The organism is Microbispora sp. CSR-4 (genome assembly GCF_008033685.1).
Taxonomy (GTDB): domain Bacteria; phylum Actinomycetota; class Actinomycetes; order Streptosporangiales; family Streptosporangiaceae; genus Microbispora.
This window is the reverse complement of record NZ_VJVX01000044.1, coordinates 1-23,021: the sequence shown is the minus strand read 5'-3', so window position 1 is coordinate 23,021 and position 23,021 is coordinate 1. Positions and strand designations below refer to the sequence as shown.

At 72.0% G+C, this 23,021-nt stretch carries 19 protein-coding genes; 16 read left to right on the top strand and 3 right to left on the bottom strand.

Translation table 11 applies throughout. The features are described 5' to 3' along the window. The first annotated feature begins 54 nt into the window (after positions 1-54). Positions 55-1,839 carry an ABC transporter ATP-binding protein gene (locus tag FLV34_RS27565; protein WP_147944462.1) on the top strand — a complete coding sequence of 595 codons (1,785 nt, stop codon included), beginning with the start codon at positions 55-57 and terminating at the stop codon, positions 1,837-1,839. A gap of 391 nt (positions 1,840-2,230) precedes the next feature. On the opposite strand, the gene FLV34_RS27560 is transcribed toward FLV34_RS27565, so the two are convergent. Genes FLV34_RS27560 through FLV34_RS27550 form a run of 3 tightly spaced genes read right to left on the bottom strand, consistent with a single transcriptional unit; the run spans position 2,231 to position 4,577 of the window. Next, positions 2,231-2,980 (bottom strand): ABC transporter permease, encoded by a 750-nt coding sequence (locus tag FLV34_RS27560; protein WP_142647075.1) that lies wholly within the window; start codon positions 2,978-2,980, stop codon positions 2,231-2,233. A gap of 56 nt (positions 2,981-3,036) precedes the next feature. Further along, positions 3,037-4,020 (bottom strand): ATP-binding cassette domain-containing protein, encoded by a 984-nt coding sequence (locus FLV34_RS27555; protein WP_147944461.1) that lies wholly within the window; start codon positions 4,018-4,020, stop codon positions 3,037-3,039. A gap of 17 nt (positions 4,021-4,037) precedes the next feature. Continuing rightward, positions 4,038-4,577: a PadR family transcriptional regulator gene (locus tag FLV34_RS27550; RefSeq protein ID WP_142647073.1), complete on the bottom strand. Its 540-nt coding sequence runs from the start codon at positions 4,575-4,577 to the stop codon at positions 4,038-4,040. 39 nt (positions 4,578-4,616) lie between these two features. Between FLV34_RS27550 and FLV34_RS27545 the strand changes: the two genes are divergently transcribed. The 15 genes from FLV34_RS27545 to FLV34_RS27475 form a co-directional block, all read left to right on the top strand. Further along, positions 4,617-4,964 carry a hypothetical protein gene (locus FLV34_RS27545; RefSeq protein WP_147944460.1) on the top strand — a complete coding sequence of 116 codons (348 nt, stop codon included), beginning with the start codon at positions 4,617-4,619 and terminating at the stop codon, positions 4,962-4,964. 80 nt (positions 4,965-5,044) lie between these two features. After that, the gene (locus tag FLV34_RS27540; protein ID WP_142647071.1) at positions 5,045-5,731 is read left to right on the top strand and encodes an SDR family oxidoreductase; all 687 of its coding nucleotides are present in this window, start codon (positions 5,045-5,047) and stop codon (positions 5,729-5,731) included. Between the two features lie 73 nt (positions 5,732-5,804). Next, entirely contained in the window at positions 5,805-7,148 is a 1,344-nt protein-coding gene (locus tag FLV34_RS27535; RefSeq protein ID WP_260617196.1) for a formimidoylglutamate deiminase, read from the top strand. Between the two features lie 53 nt (positions 7,149-7,201). Then, the gene (gene hutI / locus FLV34_RS27530; protein ID WP_142647069.1) at positions 7,202-8,350 is read left to right on the top strand and encodes an imidazolonepropionase; all 1,149 of its coding nucleotides are present in this window, start codon (positions 7,202-7,204) and stop codon (positions 8,348-8,350) included. A gap of 224 nt (positions 8,351-8,574) precedes the next feature. After that, positions 8,575-9,507: an RNA polymerase sigma factor RpoD/SigA gene (locus FLV34_RS27525; protein ID WP_142647068.1), complete on the top strand. Its 933-nt coding sequence runs from the start codon at positions 8,575-8,577 to the stop codon at positions 9,505-9,507. Positions 9,508-9,732: 225 nt separating this feature from the next. After that, positions 9,733-9,948, top strand: a complete 216-nt coding sequence (locus tag FLV34_RS27520; RefSeq protein ID WP_147944459.1) for a MarR family winged helix-turn-helix transcriptional regulator — start codon at positions 9,733-9,735, stop codon at positions 9,946-9,948. Positions 9,949-10,193: 245 nt separating this feature from the next. Then, complete coding sequence (locus FLV34_RS27515) at positions 10,194-11,510, top strand: ammonium transporter (RefSeq protein WP_147944458.1); 1,317 nt, start codon at positions 10,194-10,196, stop codon at positions 11,508-11,510. Continuing rightward, the gene (locus FLV34_RS27510) at positions 11,507-11,845 is read left to right on the top strand and encodes a P-II family nitrogen regulator (RefSeq protein ID WP_030510869.1); all 339 of its coding nucleotides are present in this window, start codon (positions 11,507-11,509) and stop codon (positions 11,843-11,845) included. The genes FLV34_RS27515 and FLV34_RS27510 overlap by 4 nt, the downstream gene beginning before the upstream one ends. Positions 11,846-11,849: 4 nt before the next feature. Further along, positions 11,850-14,201: a [protein-PII] uridylyltransferase gene (locus FLV34_RS27505; RefSeq protein ID WP_240971306.1), complete on the top strand. Its 2,352-nt coding sequence runs from the start codon at positions 11,850-11,852 to the stop codon at positions 14,199-14,201. Positions 14,202-14,431: 230 nt separating this feature from the next. After that, the gene (locus FLV34_RS27500) at positions 14,432-17,806 is read left to right on the top strand and encodes a nitrate- and nitrite sensing domain-containing protein (RefSeq protein ID WP_187280755.1); all 3,375 of its coding nucleotides are present in this window, start codon (positions 14,432-14,434) and stop codon (positions 17,804-17,806) included. Positions 17,807-17,811: 5 nt separating this feature from the next. Next, positions 17,812-18,222, top strand: coding sequence for a roadblock/LC7 domain-containing protein (locus tag FLV34_RS27495; RefSeq protein ID WP_205830126.1), 411 nt, complete (start codon positions 17,812-17,814; stop codon positions 18,220-18,222). Between the two features lie 15 nt (positions 18,223-18,237). Then, complete coding sequence (locus FLV34_RS27490; protein ID WP_030510865.1) at positions 18,238-18,597, top strand: DUF742 domain-containing protein; 360 nt, start codon at positions 18,238-18,240, stop codon at positions 18,595-18,597. 28 nt (positions 18,598-18,625) lie between these two features. Beyond that, complete coding sequence (locus FLV34_RS27485) at positions 18,626-19,162, top strand: ATP/GTP-binding protein (protein ID WP_260617195.1); 537 nt, start codon at positions 18,626-18,628, stop codon at positions 19,160-19,162. Between the two features lie 482 nt (positions 19,163-19,644). Next, complete coding sequence (locus FLV34_RS27480; protein ID WP_187280754.1) at positions 19,645-22,791, top strand: nitrate- and nitrite sensing domain-containing protein; 3,147 nt, start codon at positions 19,645-19,647, stop codon at positions 22,789-22,791. Positions 22,792-22,799: 8 nt separating this feature from the next. Then, a partial coding sequence (locus FLV34_RS27475; protein ID WP_147944478.1) for a roadblock/LC7 domain-containing protein occupies positions 22,800-23,021 on the top strand: 222 nt, incomplete at its 3' end.

Below are 23,021 nucleotides of genomic sequence, written 5' to 3'. Positions count from 1 at the left end.
CGGGCACAGGGCCGGCGCGCCCGGTCCGTGCGCAGTGCTCGCGGAGGGGGCTCCATGGGGACGGAGGGCGACGGCCCTGACGGGGGACGGCCCGCGCCACGGCCGAAGGCGTCACTAGGGGAGCGCGCCGCCTGGCGGCTGCTGCTCGACCAGGTGCGCCCCCACCGGCGGGTGCTGCTGCTGGGCGGCGTGCTCAGCCTCGTCGGCAGCCTCACCGGGCTCGCCATGCCGGTCATGGCCAAGCGGGTGATCGACACGTTCGGCGCGGGCGGCGCACTGGCCGGCCCGGTGCTCGGGCTGTCGGCCGCCGTCCTGGCCGGGGCGCTGATCTCGGCGGCCGGGCGGTTCCTGCTGGAGCGGATGGGCGAGACCATCGTGCTCGACTCGCGCCGGGGCCTGGTCGACCGCATCCTGCGGCTCACGGTCTCCGACGTCGACCGGCTCAAGCCCGGCGACCTGCTGTCGCGGGTCAGCTCCGACACCACCCTGCTGCGAGCCGTGTGCACCGACGCGCTGGCCTCGCTGGTCGGCTCGGTGTTCACGTTCCTGGGCGCCGCCGTGATGATGGCGATCATGGACGGCCTGCTGCTGGTCGTCACGCTCGCCGTCGTCGCGCTGGTCGGGCTCCTGGGCGTGGTCATCGCCCCGCGCATCCGCCGCGCCTCCCTTCAGGCACAGGTGGCGCTCGGCGAGATGGGCTCGATGCTCGACCGCGCCCTCCAGGCGTTCCGTACGGTCAAGGCCAGCGGCGCGGAGGCGCGGGAGATCGCGACGGTGGGCACGGCGGCCGCCGAGGCGCGCGACCGGGGCGTGGCCGCCGCCGCGTGGACCTCGCTGGCCGGGATCGGCGCGTGGATGTCGATCCAGCTCGCGTTCCTCGCGGTGCTGGGGGTGGGCGGCGCGCGGGTCGCGTCGGGGCAGATGGAGATCTCCACCCTGATCGCGTTCCTGATGTACCTGTTCTATCTGGTCTCCCCGATCGGCCAGATCGTGCAGAGCCTCACGCAGATCCAGAACGGCCTGGCCGCGGTGACCCGCATCCAGGAGATCGCCACGCTGCGCACCGAGCCCGCCGCCCCGGCGGCGCGGGCGGGGGGCGAGCCGGTCGGGGTGACGTTCTCCGGGGTCGTCTTCCGCTACGGCGACGACCGGCCGGTGGTCCACCAGGGTGTGACGTTCGAGGTGCCGGCGGGCGGCATGACCGCGCTGGTCGGCCCCTCGGGCGCGGGCAAGTCGACGGTGTTCGGCCTGGTCGAGCGGTTCTACGAGCCGCAGGAGGGGACGATCACCGTCGGCGGGCGCGACATCCGCGAGTGGCCGCTCGGCGAGCTGCGGGCCATGCTCGGCTACGTCGAGCAGGACGCCCCCGTGCTCGCGGGGACGTTGCGGGAGAACCTCGTCTTCGGCGCGCCCGGAGCGACCGACGAGGAGGTCGCCCGCGCCCTCGCCCGTACGCGCCTGGACGACCTGGTCGAGCGGTTGCCCGAGGGACTGGAGACGCCGGTCGGCCATCGCGGCGTGCTGCTGTCGGGCGGCGAGCGGCAGCGGGTCGCCATCGCCAGGGCGCTGCTGCGCAAACCCCGGCTGCTGCTGCTCGACGAGGCGACCTCACAGCTCGACGCGGTCAACGAGATGCGGCTGCGGGAGGTCGTGGCGGAGGTGGCGCGCGAGACCACGGTGCTGGTGATCGCCCACCGCCTGTCCACCGTGACCGGCGCCGACCGGATCGTGGTGATGGAGGCCGGTCGCGTGCGGGCCTGGGGGACCCACGACGAGCTGGTCTCGGCCGACGAGCTCTACCGCGAGCTGGCCGCCACGCAGTTCCTCGTCTCGTCCTGACCGGCGTCCGCGAAGTCCTGCCGACCGGCACACGCGATGTCCGTCCGACCGGCACACGCGAAGCCCGTCCGACCGACGCACGCGATGTCCGTCCTGACCGGCGTCCGCGAAGTCCGGCCGACCGGTGTCCGAGATCCCCGCGTGACCGGTGCCCGTGATCTCCGCAGACGCCGATGGCGAAGCCGTGAGCAGCCCTTACACCGGGCCACAGCTTCTTTCGACCGGAGACCGGGAAGATCGGTGGTGCGTAACCTCTCCTTCACCACCGCCCGGTTGCCGGAGCTGTCGCGCGTGCGGGCGCGTCCGGTGACCAGGGTCGGAGGCGGGGCGTCCCGGCCATGCCGGGGCGCTCCGCCACGCTTCACAGGCTGCCGGTTATCCGGCTACCCGGTTATCCGGCGAGGTGGCGCATGGAGCGGACCGACCAGGCCAGGGCGGGCACCGCGAGCACCGCCATCAGGACGAACGCGAGCGCCACGTGGCCGTCCGCGAGGTCGCCGGCGAACAGCGCCCGCCCGGCCTCGACCGCGTGATAGAGCGGGTTTACCTGGGCCACCGTCCGCATCCACGCCGGAGCGAGCGACATCGGCAGCAGGATGCCGGTGAACAGGATCAGCGGCAGCGCGAAGAACTGCAGGATCTGCGACATGCCGTTCTCGTCCCGCACCGCGAGGGCCAGGCCGTACGACAGGCCGGAGGCGAAAAGACCGGTCAGGGCCATGAGCACGAGCATCAGGGCGACGCCGGGCAGGCTGGGCCGCATGCCCATCAGCAGGGCCACCACGATGATCACCAGAGCCTGCGCCACCAGCACGATCATGTCGCGCAGTGTCCGGCCCAGGACGATGGCCGGGCGGCTCGCCGGGCTCGCGGCGAGCCGTTCGAGCACTCCGGTGCGGATCTCTGCGATCATGCCGAAGCCGACGAACAACGAGCCGAACAGCGCGATCATCACCATCACGCCGGGGGTGAACATGGCGAGCGTCCGCTCGTCCCGCACGCCGGGCATGGTGTTGGCCAGCAGCGGGGCGAACAGCAGCAGATAGAGGACGGGCTGGAGGAGGCCGAAGAACGGCCAGATCGGATTGCGGGCGGTGTTGCGCAACTCGTAGGCCAGGAACAGGCCGGTGTGCTTCAGCATGGCTGCGTCTCTCCGTCGGCGTGTCTTTCCGCGGGCGGGTGATTTTCGAGTGGAGTTCAGGCGGCGTCGCGGAGCGAGCGGCCGGTCTTGTGCAGGAAGACGTCGTCGAGCGTGGCCCGTTCGAGCGCGACCGACTCCAGGGTCAGGCCGTGCCCGGTGAGCGCGGCCATCAGGTGCGGCAGTGCCCGCTCGCCGTCGTCGAGATAGACGCGCAGCAGGTCGCCGCCGGCCCGCACCTCCCGCGCGTACGGCAGGCCCTCCAGCACTCGCGCCGCCTCGTCCGTGCCGGACACCCGCAGGGACACGACATCCCCGGCGATCTCGCGCTTGAGCTCGGCGGGCGTCCCGGCCGCGACGACGCGCCCGTGGTCGACGATGACGAGGCGGTCGCACAGCGCGTCGGCCTCGTCCAGATAGTGGGTGCTGAGCAGGACGCTCGTCCCGGCGTCGCGCAGCGCCTTGATCTGGTCCCACAGGTTGGCCCGGTTCTGCGGGTCGAGGCCGGTGGTGGGCTCGTCGAGGAACAGCAGCGGCGGCCGGTGCACCAGGCCGAGCGCGATCGCGACCCGCCGCTTCTGGCCTCCCGACAGGGTGCGGGCCGGCCGGTCGGCCAGTGTCGTGAGGTCGAACGCCGCGAGCACCTCGGCGGTGCGGGTGGTGGCCTCGGCCGCCGTCAGGCCGTTGACCCGGGCGGCGAGCATGAGGCCGGCCCTGGCCGTGTTGTATTCGTCCACGCCGCCGGCCTGGCCGACGTACCCGATGCGGCGCCGCACCTGCTCGGGGGAGGCCAGCAGGTCGTGCCCGGCCACCGTCGCGGTGCCGCCGGTGGGCGCGACCAGCGTGGCCAGCATGCGGATCGTCGTGGTCTTCCCCGCGCCGTTCGGGCCGAGCACCCCGAAGATCTCGCCCTCGGCGACGTCGAGGGCGACGCCGCGCACGGCCTCCACCGGCTCGGCGGCCGGGCCGCCGCGGCGGCCACGGCGCCCACGGGGGCCGCGAGGGCGGTAGGTCTTGCGTAACTCCCGCGCTTCAATGATCACATTCGGCTCCTCGTCGGTCAGGGAAGGTCGTCGTGCTCGATGCGCTCGACGGCCTGTTCCAGCCACTCCAGCTGGGCGCGGAATTCGGCCGCGGTCAGCTCCAGGCACTCGTCCACGTGCCGCGGGGCGCCCGCCGCGCGCTTGGCGTGACGGGCCCGCTCGTAGCTCGCGAACCCCGCGCGCAGCAGCTCGGCCCTTTCCCGCACGATCGCCGGCAGATCGGCCTTGGGCAGCCGGTCCATGAACGTCAGCGCGACCTGGAACGGGTCGACGATCGGCATGATCTCCGACCAGTGCTCGCGGAGCCGCCGGTCGAACTCGGCCCGTCCCTCGGGCGTGATGCCGTAGACCGTCCGCCCCCGGCCGGAGGGCCGGTCGTCGCCGACCACTTCGAGCAGGCCCTCCTGGGCCATCTTCCCGAGGGCGTGGTAGATCGAGCCGAAGGCGATGTTGGCCCAGTGCTGGGCGCCCCACAGTTCGAGTTTCTTGCGCACCTCGTAGCCGTGCAGCGGCCCATCGAGCAGCACGCCCAGGATCAGCACTCGCGTCGATGACATATTCAAATTTGTATACAAGTTTGAGTATGGTAGTCAACCATGAACCGCGAGACAGACAGGCACGAGATCCGCAGGGACGACGACGGCGCCCTGCTCGGATACGTCCGGCGGACCGGCGGGGGGTGGGGGCCGCTGACCGTCTTCGGCTACCCCATCGGCCCGGCCGGGCCGTACGAGCGGGCGGAGGAAGAGGTGCGCCGCGCCGGGCTCGACGTGCTCGCCGGGCAGTGGGAGTTCCTCGAAGACGGCGAGTGGTATCGCTGCGTGATCCTGGAGGCCTCCGCCGGCGAGGTGCGGGTGCGCCCGGCCGACCACCGCTACCCCCACCACCGCTACGCCCTGACCCTGGAGCGCCCCACCCCCGAGACGCTGCGCCCGGGGCGGTGAAACGCCCGCCGCACCCGGCCGGCCGGAAACGCGCCACGCGGTGTGCGGCAAGATCCGCGCGGCGTTCTAAGGTGAGGTCCATGCGACCCACGGCTCTGATCACCGGCGCCTCGCGGGGTGTGGGGGCGGCGATCGCCCGTGCCCTCGCCTCCGACTACGACCTCTTCCTGGGCGGCCGGGACGGCACGGCGCTCGACGCGCTGTGCGCGGAACTGCCCGCCGCCCGCCCCTGGGCGGTGGAGCTGACCGAGCTCACCCCCGCCGACGTGGAGGGGATCGAGCGGCTCGACGTGCTCGTCCACAGCGCGGGCGTCGCCAGTGTCGGGCCCCTGGCCGACACCCCCGCCCGCGAGTGGCGGCGGCTGATGGAGGTCAACGTCATCGCGGTCGCCGAGCTGACCCGGCTGCTGCTGCCCGCGCTGCGCGCGGCACGCGGGCACGTCGTGCTGATCAACTCGGGGGCCGGGCAGCGGGCCAACCCCAACTGGGGCGCCTACGCCGCGAGCAAGTTCGCCCTGCGGGCGTTCGGCGACACGCTGCGCGAGGAGGAGCACGCCAACGGCGTCCGGGTCACCGCGATCTTCCCCGGGCGGGTGGACACCGACATGCAACGAGCCATCCGGGCCCAGGAGGGCGGGCCGTACGAGCCGGGAAGATACCTGGAGCCGGAATCGGTGGCGCGGGCCGTGCTGGCCGCGGTGACGGCGACGCCCGACGCCCACGTCACCGAGATCACCGTGCGGCCGGCTGGGGGACCCACCCGCTGACGCCCCCGCGAGGCGCGCGGGACGGATGTTCATTACAGTGGCATCACCGCCATGCCGCCCATCTGGAGGACCGGTGCACGTGACCTACTGGTGCGAGATGGCGTGGCTGCCGCCCGGCGAGATCGTGGAGAGCGTGGTCGTCGGCGTCGAGGGCCGCCGCATCGTCGAGGTCAGGCCCGAGGCGGCGCCTCCACCCGGAGCCGTACGGCTGGCCGGGCTCACCCTGCCCGGCCTGGCCAACTGCCATTCCCACGCCTTCCACCGCGCCCTGCGCGGCCACACCCAGACCGGCCGCGGCAGCTTCTGGACCTGGCGCGAGCGGATGTACGCGGTCGCCGAGGCGCTCGGCCCGGACAGCTACCTCGACCTGGCCACCGCGACGTACGCCGAGATGGCGCTCGCCGGGATCACCACCGTGGCCGAGTTCCACTACCTGCACCACGGACCCGGGGGGCGGCCGTACGCCGACCCGAACGCGATGGGCCACGCGCTGGTCGAGGCGGCCAGGAGGGCCGGGCTGCGCATCACCCTGCTCGACACCTGCTATCTGACCGGCGGCATCGGCGACGCCCTCACCGGCACCCAGCTGCGCTTCGGCGACGGGGACGCCGATCGATGGGCCGCCAGGGCCGACGACCTCGCCCAGGTGTACGAGGGCGAGGAGGACGTCGAGATCGGCGCGGCCATCCACTCCGTGCGCGCGGTGCCGCCCGAACAGATGCCCGTGGTCGTCGACTTCGCCCACCGGCACACCGCGCCGCTGCACGCGCACGTCTCCGAGCAGCCGGCGGAGAACGAGGCGTGCGTCGAGCTCTACTCGGCCACGCCCGTGCAGGTGCTGCACGAGCACGGCGCGCTCGGACCACGCTCGACGGCGGTGCACGCCACCCACCTGTCCGACGTGGACGTGGCGCTGCTCGGCGGCTCCACCACCCACGTGTGCATGTGCCCCACCACCGAGCGCGACCTCGCCGACGGCGTCGGCCCCGCCCGCAGGCTGCTGGACGCCGGATCGCCCGTCACGCTCGGCACCGACAGCCAGGCGGTCATCGACCTGTTCGAGGAGGCCAGGGCGGTGGAACTGGACGAGCGGCTGGTCACCGGCGAGCGCGGGCACTGGCACGCCGAGCAGCTCCTGAACGCCGCGACCGCCATCGGGCAGGCGTCGCTGGGTTTCCCCGACGCCGGATGCCTGGTGCCCGGGGCCTGGGCCGACCTCGTCTCCGTCCGGCTCGACTCGGTCCGTACGGCCGGAGCCACCAAGGCGACTGCGGTGGAGGCGGTGGTGTTCGCCGCCACCTCCGCCGACGTCTACTCGGTGGTCGCGGGCGGACGGCGGATCGTGGAGGACGGACGGCACGTGCTCGGTGACGTCGGCGCGCTGCTGGGCGAGGCGCTCGCCCCGCTCAACCGGTGAGGTTTGCGCCGTTCACGGGGTGGCGAGGATCAGGAAACGTGGGGCCGAGCGGCATGACATCAGTCGTTTACACGGGGATCGGATCGCTGTACACGGCGGACCCCGAGCGGGAGGAGATCGAGGACGCCGCGCTGGTGGCGGAGAACGGGGTGGTCCGGTGGATCGGCCGGTCCGCCGACGCCCCGGCCGCCGACGAGCAGGTCGACGTGGAAGGGCGCGCGGTCATCCCGGGGTTCGTGGACAGCCACGCGCACCTGGTGTTCGCCGGCGACCGCACCGAGGAGTTCGCCGCGCGGATGGCCGGACGGCCCTACACCGCGGGCGGCATCCGCTCGACCGTCGAGGCCACCCGCCGGGCCACCATCCCCGAGCTGGTGTCCACCACCGCTCTGCTGGTGTCGGAGATGGCCATGCAGGGCACGACGACGTTCGAGATCAAGAGCGGCTACGGCCTCACCGTGGACGACGAGCGCCGCAGCCTGGAGATCGCCTGCCAGTTCACCGAGGAGACCACGTTCCTCGGGGCGCACGTCGTGCCGCCGGAGGCGTGCGCCGACGACTACGTCCGCCTCGTGACCGGCCCGATGCTGGAGGCGTGCGCGCCGTACGCCAAGTGGGTGGACGTGTTCTGCGAGCGCGGCGCGTTCGGCGAGGAGCACAGCAGGGAGGTGCTCGCGGCGGGCCGCAAGGCCGGGCTGCAGCTCAGGGTGCACGCCAACCAGCTCGGCCCGGGGCCGGGCGTGCGGCTGGCCTGCGAGATGGGGGCGGCATCCGCCGACCACTGCACCCATCTCGATGACGCCGACGTGGACGCGCTGGCCGCCTCCGGGGTGGTCGCCACCCTGCTGCCGGGCGCGGAGTTCTCCACCAGGTCGCCCTACCCGGACGCGCGGCGGCTGCTCGACGCGGGCGTCACGGTGGCCCTGGCGACCGACTGCAACCCGGGCACCTCGTTCACCACCTCGATGCCGTTCTGCGTCGCTCTCGCCGTACGCGAGATGGGCATGACGCCGCTCGAGGCCGTGCGGGCGGCAACCCGTGGCGGCGCACGGGCGCTGCGGCGCACCGACGTGGGCACCCTGTGCGTCGGCGCCCGCGCGGACCTCGTCATCCTGGAGGCGCCGTCGTACGTCCACCTCGCGTACCGGCCCGGAGTGCCGCTGGTGGCGCAGGTGTGGCGAATGGGGCGCCGCCTCGTTTAGACCCGCGCAACCTGGGTAAACGCCTTTCTTCCCGGCCGCGCATCCTCCTCAGGGAGGAAACCGAAACCATTCCCCGGTCGTATCCGTTTGGGGAATCTTTGCCATGGACCGGCCGTTGTCCGGGTCAGAAGCAGGAAGCCGGGGACCGTGCCGAACGGGGCGGACACGTCCGGCTCACCGGCTCACATATTGCATATCGCGGCGGCGGAACGAGGTGCCATCGGATGGCGACGGGGAATCGGACGCAGGAACAGCACATCTCTGACCGGGATCTGCTCGGGACATATCTGGCCGAGATCGGCCGCGTCCCCTTGCTGACCGCGGAGCAGGAGGTCGAGCTGGCCAAGCGTATCGAGGCGGGGTTGTTCGCCGAGCAGTTGCTCGACAGCGGGCGGCCCGAGCCGAAGATCGCGAATGCGACCGACGAGGAGCTGGAGCGAATCGCGATCTCGGGACGGCGGGCCAAGGACGAATTCATCCAGGCCAATCTGCGCCTCGTGGTCGCGGTCGCGAGGAAATACTCCGGACGGGGAATGCCGCTGATCGATCTTGTGCAGGAGGGCAACCTCGGTCTGGTCCGCGCGGTGGAGAAGTTCGACTATCGCCGGGGATACAAGTTCTCGACCTACGCCACCTGGTGGATCAGGCAGTCGGTGGGCCGCTCGATCCACGAGCAGGCGCGGCCGGTGCGGCTGCCCACCCACGCGGGCGAGCAGATGACGCGGCTCATGCGGGTGCGCAGGGACATGCTGGCGGAGTTCGACGCAGAGCCGACCGACGCCGACCTCGCCGAGGTGCTCGACCTGCCGATCGAGCGGGTGCAGGAGCTGCGCCGCTGGGCCTCCGACCCGGTCTCCCTCCAGCTCGGCGTGGGCGACGAGGACGAGACCGAGCTCGGTGACATGATCGCCGACGAGACCTGGGCGGACCCCGAGCAGCAGGCCATGGCCACGCTGGAGAAGGAGCGCCTGGAGGAGTGGCTGACCGGCCTGGAGGGCCAGATGCGCGAGATGCTGCGCTGGCGGTACGGCCTGGTGGACGGCCGCGAGCACACCCTCACCGAGGTGGGGGAGCGCTACGGCATCGGCCGTGACCGCGCCCGGCGCATCGAGCGCGACGCGCTGGTGCGGCTGCGCAAGATGGCCAGCGCCGCGTAACACGCGCCCCCACACCGGCCGGTTCGTCACGCGGGGCGGGCGTTCGCCCCGCGTGCCGGCCGCCTCGCCGCTACGAGGCTTCGCCGTCGAGCCCCAGCGCGTGCGCGTTTCCGGCGCACCAGTCGGAGAAGCCGGGGGGCGGTGGCCGATGGTGGCGGCGATGCTCTCGACCTGCCCCGCGATGGTGAACGTCTCGTCGCCGGTGAGGGTGTAGGTCCGGCCTTCGTGGCCGTTCTCGGTCAGCACGAGGGCGGCGACGGCCGCGACAGCAGGCTCGTGAGGCTCTGGCTGACCGACGCGGGCCGAGCGCTCCGGGAGCCGGTCGCGGCCGAGCGCCATGGCCTGGAGGAGAAGATCACCGCCGGGCTCACCGAGGCCGAGATCCGCAAGCTGATGACCGCGCTGGGCAAGGTCTACGAGTCGGCCAGAGCTCTGCTGTGAGCAGGGCATCGTGACGCGCACCCTCTTTGGGGGTGCGCGTTTTGTCGTTCCAGACACATCCGAAACAGGCCCGAAACACGGTGGTGGCGAGTTTCACACATGTGAAACACACATGGTCGTGGGCTGAAACGGCGGAAGAACACGCTGTCGCCAACGTCAGTGCGCCAGCCGGCCGAGGTTGCCCGGGAGGAAGTCACTGCGGGAGTGATAACGGCCATACGCCAAATGTAAGGAGGGCCGCGTCGGTGAAGATCGATACCGGCACCACCGCCTGGATGATCACAGCCACCGCTCTGGTGCTGCTGATGACGCCCGGGCTCGCGTTCTTCTACGGGGGCATGACCAGGGCGAAGAGCGTCCTGAACATGATGATGATGTCTTTCGTCAGCATCATCACCATCACCCTCGCCTGGGTCCTGTACGGCCACTCGCTGGCCTTCGACGCCTTCGGCGACGGTGACAACTTCATCAACAAGCTCGTGGGCGGGGGAGACGCCCTTGGCCTGCAGAGCCTGATCGACACGCCCACCGCGGACGACGGCACCGGTATGCCGAGCCTGGTGTTCTCGGCCTTCCAGCTCACCTTCGCGATCATCACCGTGGCTCTCATCAGCGGCGCCATCGCCGACCGCGCGAAGTTCGGCGCGTGGGTCGTCTTCGGCCTCGCCTGGGCGACGATCGTCTACTTCCCCGTGGCCCACTGGGTCTGGGGCGGCGGCTGGCTGGCGAACCTCGGCATCGAGGACTTCGCGGGAGGCACGGTCGTCCACGTGAACGCCGGTGCCGCCGGCCTCGCGCTGGCGCTGGTGCTCGGCAAGCGCACCGGGTGGCGCAAGGACCCGATGCGGCCGCACAACCTGACCCTGGTCCTGCTCGGCGTGGGTCTGCTGTGGTTCGGCTGGTTCGGCTTCAACGCGGGCTCCGAGCTCGCCGTCGACGGCACCGCCGGCCTCGCCTTCATGAACACCCAGGTCGCCACGGCCGCCGCCGCCGGTGCCTGGATCCTCGTGGAGAAGCTGCGCGACGGCCACTCCACCACCCTCGGCGTCGCCTCCGGCGCCGTCGCCGGCCTCGTCGCCATCCCCCCCGCCTGTGGCTTCATCGACCCGTGGGCGGCGCTCGTGCTCGGCCTCGTCGCCGGCGCGGTCTGCGCGTACGCGGTCGGCCTGAAGTATCGCCTCGGCTTCGACGACTCGCTCGACGTGGTCGGCGTGCACCTGGTCGGCGGCGCGATCGGCGCGGTCGCGCTCGGTATCATCGCCCGCTACCCCTTCGCGGACGGCCAGAACCAGGGCCTCATCTACGGCGGCCCGATCTCGCAGCTCGGCGTGCAGGCCCTCGGTCCTGTCGCGGTCGGCCTCTACTCCTTCATCATGGCGTATGTCATCGGGAAGATCATCGACAAGACGATGGGCTTCCGGATCAACCAGGAGGACGAGGTCACCGGCATCGACATCACGACTCACGCCGAGACCGGGTACGACCTCGGCACCGTCCACTCCTCGGGAGTGGCCTCAGTCAACGGGCCCGTGCCCGCGCCTGCGAAGAAGGTCGACGCATGAAACTCATCACCGCAGTCATCAAGCCGTTCAAACTGGACGACGTGAAGGCCGCCCTGGAGCAGTTCGGCATCAAGGGAATGACCGTCTCGGAGGCCAGCGGCTACGGCCGTCAGCGCGGCCACACCGAGGTCTACCGCGGCGCCGAGTACCAGGTCGACCTGGTGCCCAAGGTCCGGGTCGAGGTCCTCGCCGAGGAGGACGACGCCGAAGACGTCATCGACGTCATCGTCAAGGCGGCCCAGACCGGCAAGATCGGCGACGGCAAGGTCTGGTCGGTCCCCGTGGACACCGTCGTCCGGGTCCGCACCGGGGAGCGCGGGCCGGAGGCGCTGTAACCGGATGATGAGAGGGGAGGCGCGCTCGTTCGCCGCGGTCCGCAAGGACAGGGCCGCGGACATCGACAGATGGCTCACCGATCTGTTCCGCACGGCGGCGACACGGCCGTACGCGCGGGAGGGCGGATCGGGAGGGAAGGGCGGCTTCCCCGACGAGCGTGGCCCCGCCGCCTCCCACGGGATCGGCCCCACTGGAATCGGACACAGCGGGGCCGCTCCCAACGGGATCAGCGGGGTCGCCCTCGTCGCGGTCGGCAGCCTGGGGCGGGGCGAGCTCGCCCCGGGCAGCGACCTCGACCTGGTCCTGCTGCACGACGGCCGCGACGATGTGGCGAAGATCGCCGACCGCATCTGGTATCCCATCTGGGACTCCGGAATCGGCCTCGACCACTCGGTCCGTACGGTGGACGAGGCGGTGAAGGTCGCCAGGGAGGACCTCAAGGCCGTGCTGGGCCTGATCCAGGCGCGCCACGTCGTGGGGGACCCAGAGCTGACCAGGGCCGTACGGGAGGCCGTGCTCGCCGAGTGGCGGGCCGACTCCCGGCGCAGGCTCGCCGAGCTGCGCTCCTCGGCCGACAAGCGCGCCGAGGTCGGCGGTGAGCTGGCCTTCCTGCTCGAACCCGATCTCAAGGACTCCAGGGGCGGGCTGCGCGACGTGCAGGCGATGCAGGCCGTGGCCGCCGCCTGGGTCGCCTCGGCCCCCGGCCCGCGGGTCCGGGAGGCGTACGAGCTGCTGCTGGATATCAGGCACGGGCTGCACCTGGTCACCGCGCGCGGCACCGACCGCCTGGTGCTCCAGGAACAGGACGCGGTCGCGGGCACACTGGGCCTGCTGGACGCCGAGGCGCTGATGCGCCGCCTGGCCGAGGCGGGGCGCACCATCTCCCACGCGTTCGACGCCACCTGGCGGACGGTCGACCGGCTGCTCACCGGTCCCGCGCCGCGGGGCCGCAGGCCGCTCGCCGACGGCGTGGTGGAGCACGGCGGCGAGGTCGTGCTGGCCCGCGGTGTCAACCCGCGCACCGACCCCACGCTCGTGCTGCGCGCCGCCGCGGCCGCCGCCGAGGCCGGGCTGCCGCTCGCGCCCGCGACGGTGAGCGCGCTCGCCGCGCAGTCGCCGCCCTTGCCCGTGCCGTGGCCTCCGGAGGCGCGCGGCGCGCTGGTCGCCCTGCTCGGCGCGGGGCGCGCGGCCGTGCCGGTCTGGGAGGAGCTCGACCAGGCCGGTGTGCTCGTGAAGCTCATCCCCGACTGGGAGCGGGTGCGGCACCGCCCCCAGCGCAACCCGGTCCACCGCTACACCGTGGACCGGCACCTCATCGAGACCGCGGCCGGGGCCGCGGCCTTCACTCGCGAGGTGTCCCGTCCCGACCTGCTGCTGATCTCGGCGCTCCTGCACGACGTCGGCAAGGGCTGGCCGGGCGATCACTCCACCACAGGTGAGATCGTCGCCAGGGACATCGGCACCCGCATGGGCCTGCCGCCGGCGGACGTGGACATCCTCGCCACCGTGGTGCGTCATCACCTGCTGCTGCCGGAGACCGCCACCCGGCGCGACCTGGACGACCCGGTCACCATCTCCAGGGTCGCGGAGGCCGTCGGGTCCCGGGAGGTGCTCGAACTGCTGGCCGCGCTGGCGGTGGCCGACGGCAACGCCACCGGCCCGGCCGCATGGAACTCCTGGAAGGCGTCCCTGGTCTCCGACCTGGTCCGGCGGGTGCGGTCGGTGCTGTCCGGCACGCCGCCGATGCCCGCGCCCGTGCTCTCCCCCGAACAGGCGGCGCTCGCCCGGCACGGCGGTGGCGCGGTGCGGGTGAACGGGAGCGCGGTCACCGTGGTCGCGCCCGACCGGCCGGGCCTGCTGTGGCGGGCGGCCGGGGTGCTCGCGGCGCACCGCATGGCGGTCCGCTCCGCCTCCGCCGCGTCGGCCGGGTCGACGGCGGTCATCGAGTTCGTCGTCGTCCCCGAGTACGGCACGCCGCCCGACCCGGCGACGCTGGAGGCCGACCTGCGCCTCGTGCTGGCCGGCCGGCTCGACATCGAGCAGCGCCTGGCCCGGCGGGCGAGGTCGATGCGCCCGTCGCGAGTGCCGGTCGCGCCGCCCCGGGTCACCCTGGTGGACGACGCGTCGCTCACGGCCAGCGTGGTGGAGGTGCGGGCGCACGACAGACCCGGGCTGCTGTGGCGGATCGGCCGTGCTTTCGGCGACTGCGGCCTTGACGTACGCGCCGCGCGTGTGGAGACTCTGGGCGCAGAAGCGGTGGATGTCTTCTATGTGGCGGATCGAATGGGTCGTCCCATTCTCGATGAGCAACAGCGGATCCAGGTGCGAGAGCACGTGCTTGCGGCACTCAGATGACGTAAGTAACGATCCTCACCTCTTGGTAACAATTGGGGTGCTGCGGTAGGGGTAGGGCCGCTCCCCGTCGTGACCTTGTGGTCGAATTGTCCCCGCTTATACAGCTGTGTCACTTCATGCTGTCCAGACGCGTGAAGGCAGGCCGAACGATGGCGGGGCCGGTGAGCATGGAGCAGTCGAATACCGATAACCGCAGGCGACGGAGTCGTCTCTCGCCGCGCAACTGGAGAGTGCCGACACGTCTGACCGCGCTGATCCTCGCCCCGACGCTCGTGGCCGTGCTCCTCGCCGGTGTCCGCGTCGTGGGTTCGATCGACAGCCTGACGGCCTACCAGCGGACCAGGTCGGCGGCGGAATACTCGGTGCACCTGCGGGATCTGGCCGAGCAGCTGGCTCTCGAGCGCGACCTGTTCGTCTGGGGCGGCAACACCAGCCGCAAGTTCAACGTCGACGGGGAGACCGTCGTGACCCGCGCCCAGCAGCGCGCGGCGGTCGACCCGCTCATCGCCCAGGTGAAGGCCGACCTCAAGAACATCGACGAGGAATACGGCACCCGTGCGGTGGAGCAGGCCCAGCAGCTCGAGAGCCGCCTCTCGAGCCTCGCGGGCATCCGCAAGAACGGCGCGCCGGAGGACTTCAGCGCCGTGATCGCCAACGTCCTGCGCCTGCACGACGAACTGGGCAACAACGACGACAACGCCGCGATCCTGGGCAACCTCCGCGCCCTCAGCGCCCTGGCCCACGCCAAGGAGGAGGCCGCGCTGCAGCGGGCCATCCTCACCCGTGAGCTGCTGGAGCGCAACCAGGTCTTCACCACGTTCGAGCTGGAGGACTTCCTGGCCTCCCAGTCGCGTCAGCAGAGCGCCCTGGCGACGTTCTACACCGAGGCCCCGGCGGCCGAGGCGAGCCGCCTGGTCACCCTTCTCGGCGACAAGGACGTGGTCAACAGCGAGCTGACCAAGTCGTGGGCGCTCACGCTCGGCCTGCAGAACCAGTCCCTCAGCCGCTATCGGAGCAGGGACAGGACGGCCCAGACGTGGTTCCAGGACAGCACGAAGGCGATCGAGCAGATGGCGGCCGTCGAGGGCCGCGTGTCGGACCTGGTGCAGAGCCGCGCCCGCGACCTGCAGTCGGTCGAGCAGCGCAACGCCCTCATCGCCGGTGGCCTGATCCTCGCGCTCCTCGTGCTCGTGCTCGTCACGACCGTGCTCATCGCGCGGTCGATGGTGCTGCCGCTGCGCCGCCTGCGGGCGGAGGCGCTCGACATCGCGGGGCGGAGGCTGCCGGGCATCGTCCGCCAGATGCGCGAGTCCGAGGACCCCGAGCGCGAGGCCCACGTGCAGCCGATCCCGGTCGACAGCAGCGACGAGATCGGCGAGGTGGCGCAGGCGTTCGACGAGGTCCACACGCAGGCCGTGCGCCTGGCCGCCGAGGAGTCCCGCCTGCGCGCCAACGTCAACGCGATGTTCGTCAACCTCTCCCGCCGTACGCAGACGCTGGTGGAGCGGCAGATCTCGCTGATCGACGGCCTGGAGCGGGGCGAGGAGGACGGCCGGCGTCTGGCCGACCTCTTCAAGCTGGACCACCTGGCCACGCGCATGCGCCGCAACAGTGAGAACCTCCTGGTCCTCGCCGGTCACGAGCCGCCGCGCAAGCGGAGCCAGCCCGCCCGGCTGGTCGACGTGGTGCGCGCCTCGCTGTCGGAGGTCGAGGACTACGAGCGGGTCGTCGTGCGGGTCCCCCGGACGATCGCGATCGCCGGGCACGCCGCGAACGACGTCGTCCACCTGCTCGCGGAGCTGGTCGAGAACGCCATCGCCTTCTCGCCGCGCAACACCAAGGTGGTCGTCTCCACCAGCCCTGTCGAGGGCGGCGCCGTGATGCTCGGCGTCACCGACGCGGGCATCGGCATGTCGCCGGAAGAACTCGCCGAGATCAACCGCCGCCTGGCCGAGCCGCCCACGATCGACGTCTCGGTGTCCCGGCGGATGGGCCTGTTCGTGGTCGGCCGCCTCGCGCTGCGGCACGGCATCCGCGTGCAGCTGCGCCGGGGCGACGGCGCTGGCGTCATCGCGATGGTGCTGTTCCCCTCCCAGCTCATCTCCAACGCCGACCAGCCGGTGGTGCCGCGTCCCTCCGTACCCGCCGGGCAGACGGCGTCCGGACTGCCGGCGCGGCAGGCGTTCGCCGAGCCGGACCCGCTGGGCCCGGCCGCGCCGGGGGCCGGTTCGTTCGAACCCTGGAGCCCGGGCAACGGCGCGGCGGGCGGCGTCGGAGCCCGCAGGCCCTCGGCCGCCGCCGGGAACGGTCCCGGCGGGAACGGGCTGAGCGGAGCCGGCGGCAACGGCACGGGCGGGTTCGCCGCGTTCGGCGCGCCGACGCTGGACGCGCCCGCAGAGAGCGCCTACGGGGACAGCGCCTACCGGGACAGCGCCTACGGGGAGAGCTCGTTCGGCGAACACTCGGGGCCGCATTCGATGCCGGGCCGGGCCGGAAGGGCGCCGGAGGGCGACATACCCCGTCCGGCGTTCGGCGAGCAGCCCGGGTCGTCGTGGCCGTCGTCGTTCCCCGAAAGCGGACCGCAGAGCGGATCCCCCGGCGGCTCCGTGAGCGGCCCCCTGAGCGGCTCCGTGAGCGGATCGCAGAATGGCTCGCAGGGCGGTGCGGCGAGCGGGGGCGGCGACGACCGCTCGGAGCACTCGTGGCCGTCGCTGCCCACCGGGCCGAACGCGCTGCCGCAGCGGGGCGCGTCCAGGGGCCCCACGGCCTTCTCGCCGTCGAGCACCGGGCCGAACGCGTTCTCGCCGTCCAGCACGGGGCCGACGGGGTTCCCTCAGCCGGGCTCCCCGTCGAGCACGGGCCCGAACGCGTTCTCGCCGTCGAGCACCGGGCCGAACGCGTTCTCGCCGTCCAGCACGGGGCCGACGGGGTTCCCTCAGCCGGGCTCCCCGTCGAGCACGGGCCCGAACGCGTTCTCGCCGTCGAGCACCGGGCCGAACGCCTTCCCCGGTGCGGCGTCGTCCGCGGGAACGGCCGAGGACGCCGCGGCGGCCACGGGGTCGCTGCCGTCGGTGGAGGAGTCGCCGCTGGAGCAGGGTGAGGAGTTCCTGCCGATCTTCGCCTCGGTCGAGTCGGCGTGGTTCCGTCGTCCCTCCGACACCGGCCCGCAGGCCGCGCCGGCGGCGCGGACCGGGGCGGACGCGGAGAACGCCGGGGAGAAGCCCGGAGAGACCACCGGGGAGATCGCGAGGGTGCCTGGTTCCGGCCCCGCCCCGAGGCCCGCCGCCGCCCCGCAGGCGCAGGGCGGGAACCCCGGTGCGTGGCGGTCGCGGGCCGACAGCGGCTTCCAGGCCGCGGCCAGCGCCCGTGACCCCCTGCTGGGCGGCGTGACCGCGGCGGGCTTGCCGAAGCGCACGCCGAAGGCCAACCTGGTGCCGGGTTCGGTGGGCGCGGACGGCCCCGCCGCCGCGGCCCCGCGCCCCCCGGTCTCGGCCGACGCGGTGCGCAGCCGCCTGTCCAGCTTCCAGCAGGGTGTGAGGCGAGGCCGGGCCGAGACGGCCGGAGGGCTCGCCGAAGGGTCGGGTAAAGAGGAGGAGGGCTCGTGACTGAGCTGAGCGTGGAAGCACGCAGGTTCGACTGGCTGATCACCGAGTTCGTCGGCAGCACGCCTGGCGTGGCGCATGCGGTGGTGGTGTCGTCGGACGGCCTGCGGCTGGCCCAATCGGACGGCTTTCCGCCTGACCGCGCCGACCAGCTCGCGGCCGTCGCCGCCGGCCTGCTCAGCCTCACCGTCGGCGCCTCGCGGGTGTTCGAGGGAGGCGCGGTGACGCAGACCGTCGTCGAGATGCAGCGGGGACTGCTGCTCGTGATGGCGATCAGCGACGGCTCCTGCCTCGCGGTGCTCGCCGCACCGGACTGCGACATGGGCCTGGTGGCCTACCAGATGACCCTGCTCGTCGAACGAGCAGGTCAGGTGCTCACTCCGGCGCTGCGCGCCGAGCTGCAGACGTCGCGGCGATGACAAGAGGAGAGGGCCGTGCGTGATCGTGACGGGACAGAGGACGAGCCCCTGTTCCGTCCGTACGCCGTCACCGGTGGCCGATCCGAGCCGCGTTACCACATGGCGATGGAAACCCTCGTATCATCGGTGACCTTGAAGAGCAACGATTATTCTCTGCTCAGCCCAGAGCAGGAATCGATCATGATGCTATGTCGTTCCGTACGATCGGTCGCGGAGATCTCGGCACTGCTCCGGGTCCCGCTCGGCGTGGCCCGCGTGCTCATCGCCGACATGGCCGACGAGGGTCTGGTCCGCCTGCACATGCCGCAGCTGAACCAGGGACAGCCAGACCTCAACCTGCTCGAAAGGGTGCTCAGTGGACTACGCAGGCTCTAGCCGTGGTCTTACCTCGACGAAGATCGTCGTGGCGGGTGGGTTCGGCGTCGGGAAGACGACCTTCGTCGGTGCCGTCTCCGAGATCCTGCCGCTGACGACCGAGGCCGTGATGACCGACGCCAGTGCGGGCATCGACGACCTCGGGCTCACGCCGAACAAGACGACCACCACGGTCGCCATGGACTTCGGCCGGCTCTCGCTCGACCAGGACCTCATCCTCTATCTGTTCGGCACGCCGGGCCAGCACCGCTTCTGGTTCATGTGGGACGACCTCGTCCGTGGCGCCATCGGCGCGGTCGTGCTCGTCGACAGCCGCAGGCTCGCCGACTGCTTCCCGGCCATCGACTACTTCGAGGAGGCCCAGCTTCCCTTCCTGGTCGCGATGAACGGCTGGGAGGGGCAGTTCCTCCACTCGGAAGAAGAGGTCCGTGAGGCGCTGTCGCTGCCTCCGCACGTCCCCGTCGTCCGTACGGACGCGCGCTCGCGGGAGGCCGTCAAGTCCACGCTCATCAGCCTGGTCGAATACGTGCTCACCGTCCGGGCCGCGTACGGCAGACAGTACTGAGACGGAACACGGCGTGTTCCAGGAAGACCGCGCCCCGAGGCTCGGGGCGGCGAGGGCGGCATCCCGGTGGGTGCCGCCCTCGCGGCGTCCGGCCAGGGCACGGCGCCGGGGCGGGATTCTTTGCCTTCGGGGGCCTCATCCCCAGGACCCGCGACTACCCGGCAGGGCAGAATTCGGTATTGATGCTGACCCGATATTTAACCAAATAACATCATCTACATGCCTGTCTAGGCTGTTTGTGCACGGGTGTTCGGTTGGCCTCCCTGGTGTCGGTGTGCTGCAATTACCCTCGCCTGCAGGATGTCTCGCACGTCACGCCAGCCACATCCGTGCTGAGACACTCCCCCTGTGCGCACATACTGCGAGAGGTTGCAAAGCCTGTGAGGACACAAGACCCCCGGACCGACGAGAGCCCCGGGACCGGGGTTCCGGCTGAGCAGGAGCCCGACGAGGGTAGTCGTTTTCTCCTGCGCAACTGGCGCGTGCGCTCCAGGCTTGTCGCGCTGATCCTCATCCCCACCGCGGCGGCGCTGCTGCTCGGCGGTCTGCGGGTGGTCACGTCGGTGAACACGGCGGCCGAGTATCAGCAGATCAGTGACCTGGCGCGACTCGTCGACAAGGTCGCGGGCCTCACCCACGAGTTGCAGTCGGAACGCGACCGCGCCGCCTGGAACGCGACGCTCGGCCATCCGGCGAAGGCGACCGCCGCGGTCAAGGCGCAGACCCTGCTCACCAACAAGGCGGCCACCGCCGTACGCAACCTGGCCAACGAGGTCAGGACGAAGGTGAGCACCCGCGCCTCCGACGAGATCGACCACATCATCGGCAAGCTCGACGGCGTGGAGGTCCTGCGGAGCCAGGCCATGCAGGGGAACCTGCAGCCGAGCGCCGTGCTCGACCAGTACACCCTCGTCATCGAGACCCTGCTGGCCCTGCAGGACGAGCTGGCCAAGAGCACGCAGGACGACCGGCTCGCCGCCTCGTCCGTCACGCTGGCCGCGCTCGCCCGCGCGAAGGAGAGCGCCTCCATCCAGCGCGGCCTGCTGACCACGGTGCTGCCCAACGGCCGCTTCGAGCAGGCCCAGCTGCAGAACTTCCTCGGCGCCGTGTCCGCCCAGGACAGCGACCTGCGCGCCTTCCGCAAGAGCGCCACCCCCGCGGAACGCGCCGACTACGACAACACGGTCACAGGTGGCCAGGTAGACCAGGCGGAGTTCATCCGCACGCTGGTGCTCGACCGCGCCAACGCGGGCTTCCCGCTCAAGGGCCTGGACCTGTCCGTGCGCGACGACACGCGCCTCTGGTACGACGCGATGTCGCAGCCCATCAACCGGATGCGCACCGTCGAGGCCAAGCTGACCTCCTCCATCGTGGCGCGGAGCCAGACGCTGAAGGACGACGAGCAGCAGCGGGCCATCATCGTGGCCGTCGCCGTCGCCCTCCTGCTGATCGCGGTTCTGCTCGTCACCACCGGCGTCGCCCGCTCGCTCGTACGCCCGCTGCGGCGGCTGCGCTCCGAGGCGCTGGAGATCGCCGGCAGCCGCCTGCCCGACACGGTCCAGAAGCTGCGGGAGGCCGGCGACTCCGCCGAGGTCCCGCCGATCGCCCCGATCCAGGTGGTCGGCCGCGACGAGATCGGTGAAGTCGCGCGGGCCTTCGACGAGGTCCACCGCGAGGCGATCCGGCTGGCGGGTGACGAGGCCCGGCTGCGGAGCAACGTCAACGCGATGTTCGTGAACCTGTCGCGCCGTACGCAGACGCTGGTGGAACGCCAGCTGTCCCTGATCGACGGCCTGGAGCAGGGCGAGCAGGACGAGCAGCGGCTCGGGAACCTGTTCAAGCTCGACCACCTGGCGACCCGCATGCGCCGCAACAGTGAGAACCTGCTGGTTCTCGCCGGACAGGAGCCCGCACGCCGCTGGGGCCAGCCGGTGCCCATCGTCGACGTCGTACGCGCCTCGCTGTCGGAGGTGGAGGGCTACGAACGCGTCGACATCCAGGTGCAGGCCGGAGCGTCGGTCGTCGGCCAGTCGGTCAACGACGTCGTCCACCTCGTGGCCGAGCTGGTGGAGAACGCCATCTCCTTCTCGCCCCGCGACACCAAGGTCACGGTGTCGAGCAACCGCATCGACGGCGGCGGCCTGATCATCTCGGTCAGCGACCAGGGCATCGGCATGACCCCCGAGGAGCTGGCCCAGACCAACTACCGGCTCGCCACCCCGCCGGTCGTCGACGTGTCGGTGTCCCGCCGCATGGGCCTGTTCGTGGTCGGTCGTCTGGCGTTGCGTCACGGCATCCGCGTGCAGCTGCGCCAGCAGGACACCGGCGGCCTGACGGCCATGGTGCTGCTGCCCGAGGCGCTGCTGGCCAGCGCCGGCCCGGCGTTCCCCGGCGTGCCGGGCATGCCGCAGCCGGAGCTGACCAGCCCGATGCCGGCGGTCGGCACCGGGCCGCAGTTCGGCGCCTCCGTGTTCGGCAACGCCCCGGCCCTCGCCAGCCCGACGCCGTTCGAGAACCCGCCGCGCACCCCGGTGTTCGGCGCGGACGCGCCCGGTGTCGGCGCCCCGGGCGCGGATCCCTTCGAGCGCGGGCCCTTCGAGTCGTTCCCGCGGGAGACCGTCGGCTTCGACCCCGACCCGTTCGCCCGCAACCCGTTCGCGCCGCCGCCGGGCCGCGGCGCCGACGCCGACCCGTTCGCGCGCAACCCGTTCGAGGCGGGCGGTGCGGGGCGGCCGGGCGAGCCGTCCGATCCCTTCGCTCGCAACCCCTTCGACACCGGCGGGGTCGGCCAGGGCGGGCAGTCCGACCCGTTCGCCCGCAGCCCGTTCGAGTCGGGGCCGTTCGACCGGGCGGCCTTCGACAAGACGCCGGTCGAGAGGACGGTGCCGGAGCGGGACCCGTTCGAGACGGCGACGTTCGACTCGGGACCGTTCGACGCCAGCCCCTTCGACACCAACCCGTTCAGCCGGGGTCATGTCGGCGAGGCCCCCGTGGACACGCCCTGGCCCGGCCACCTGCCCCCTCCGGGAGGCGGCGGCTCCTGGCCCGGCGCGTCGCAGGACGACGGCGCGGGCTGGCCCGGCCGGACCGGCCGCGGCGGGGTCGAAGGCGACGACAACACCGGCCCGCTGCCGGTGGTGCGGACCTCGCCGCTGGAGTCGGAGGAGGAGTTCCTGCCGATCTTCGCAGCGGTCGAGTCGGACTGGTTCAAGAAGGTCGACCTCCCGGCGGACAAGAACGACTCGGACGGCGAGTCCGCCGCCGACACCAGGAGCTGGTCGTCCCCGGCGGACGCCGGCTGGCAGGCGGCCAAGGCGGCCAGCGAGCCGGCCCTGGGCGGGGTCACCTCGTCCGGCCTGCCCAAGCGGGTGCCCAAGGCCAACCTGGTGCCCGGCTCGGCCACGGCTCCCACCCCTTCCGCGGAGCCCGCCGCGGCAGCGGCGGCCGCCCCGCCGCCGCCCCCGCCCGTGCTCTCGCCCGAGCGGGTGCGCAGCAGACTCTCCAGCTTCCAGCAGGGCATCCGGCAGGGCCGGGCCGTCGCCCGCGGGGAGGCCGGGGAGGACCAGGGATATCCCGGGGCGGCGCCCCTGGGCACGCCCGATGCCCAGGACAGTGAGAAGGAGGACTGATGAGGGAAATGAGCCAGGCCGCGCGCGGCATCAACTGGTTGATCACGGACTTCGTGAACAACGTGCCGGGTGTGGCGCACACCGTGGTGGTGTCGGCCGACGGGTTGCCTCTCGCGTTCTCGGACGGCTTTCCGAAGGACCGGGCGGATCAGCTGGCGGCGGTGGCGGCCGGGTTGATCAGCTTGACGCAGGGTGCGTCGCGGGTGTTCGAGGGTGGCCCGGTGACGCAG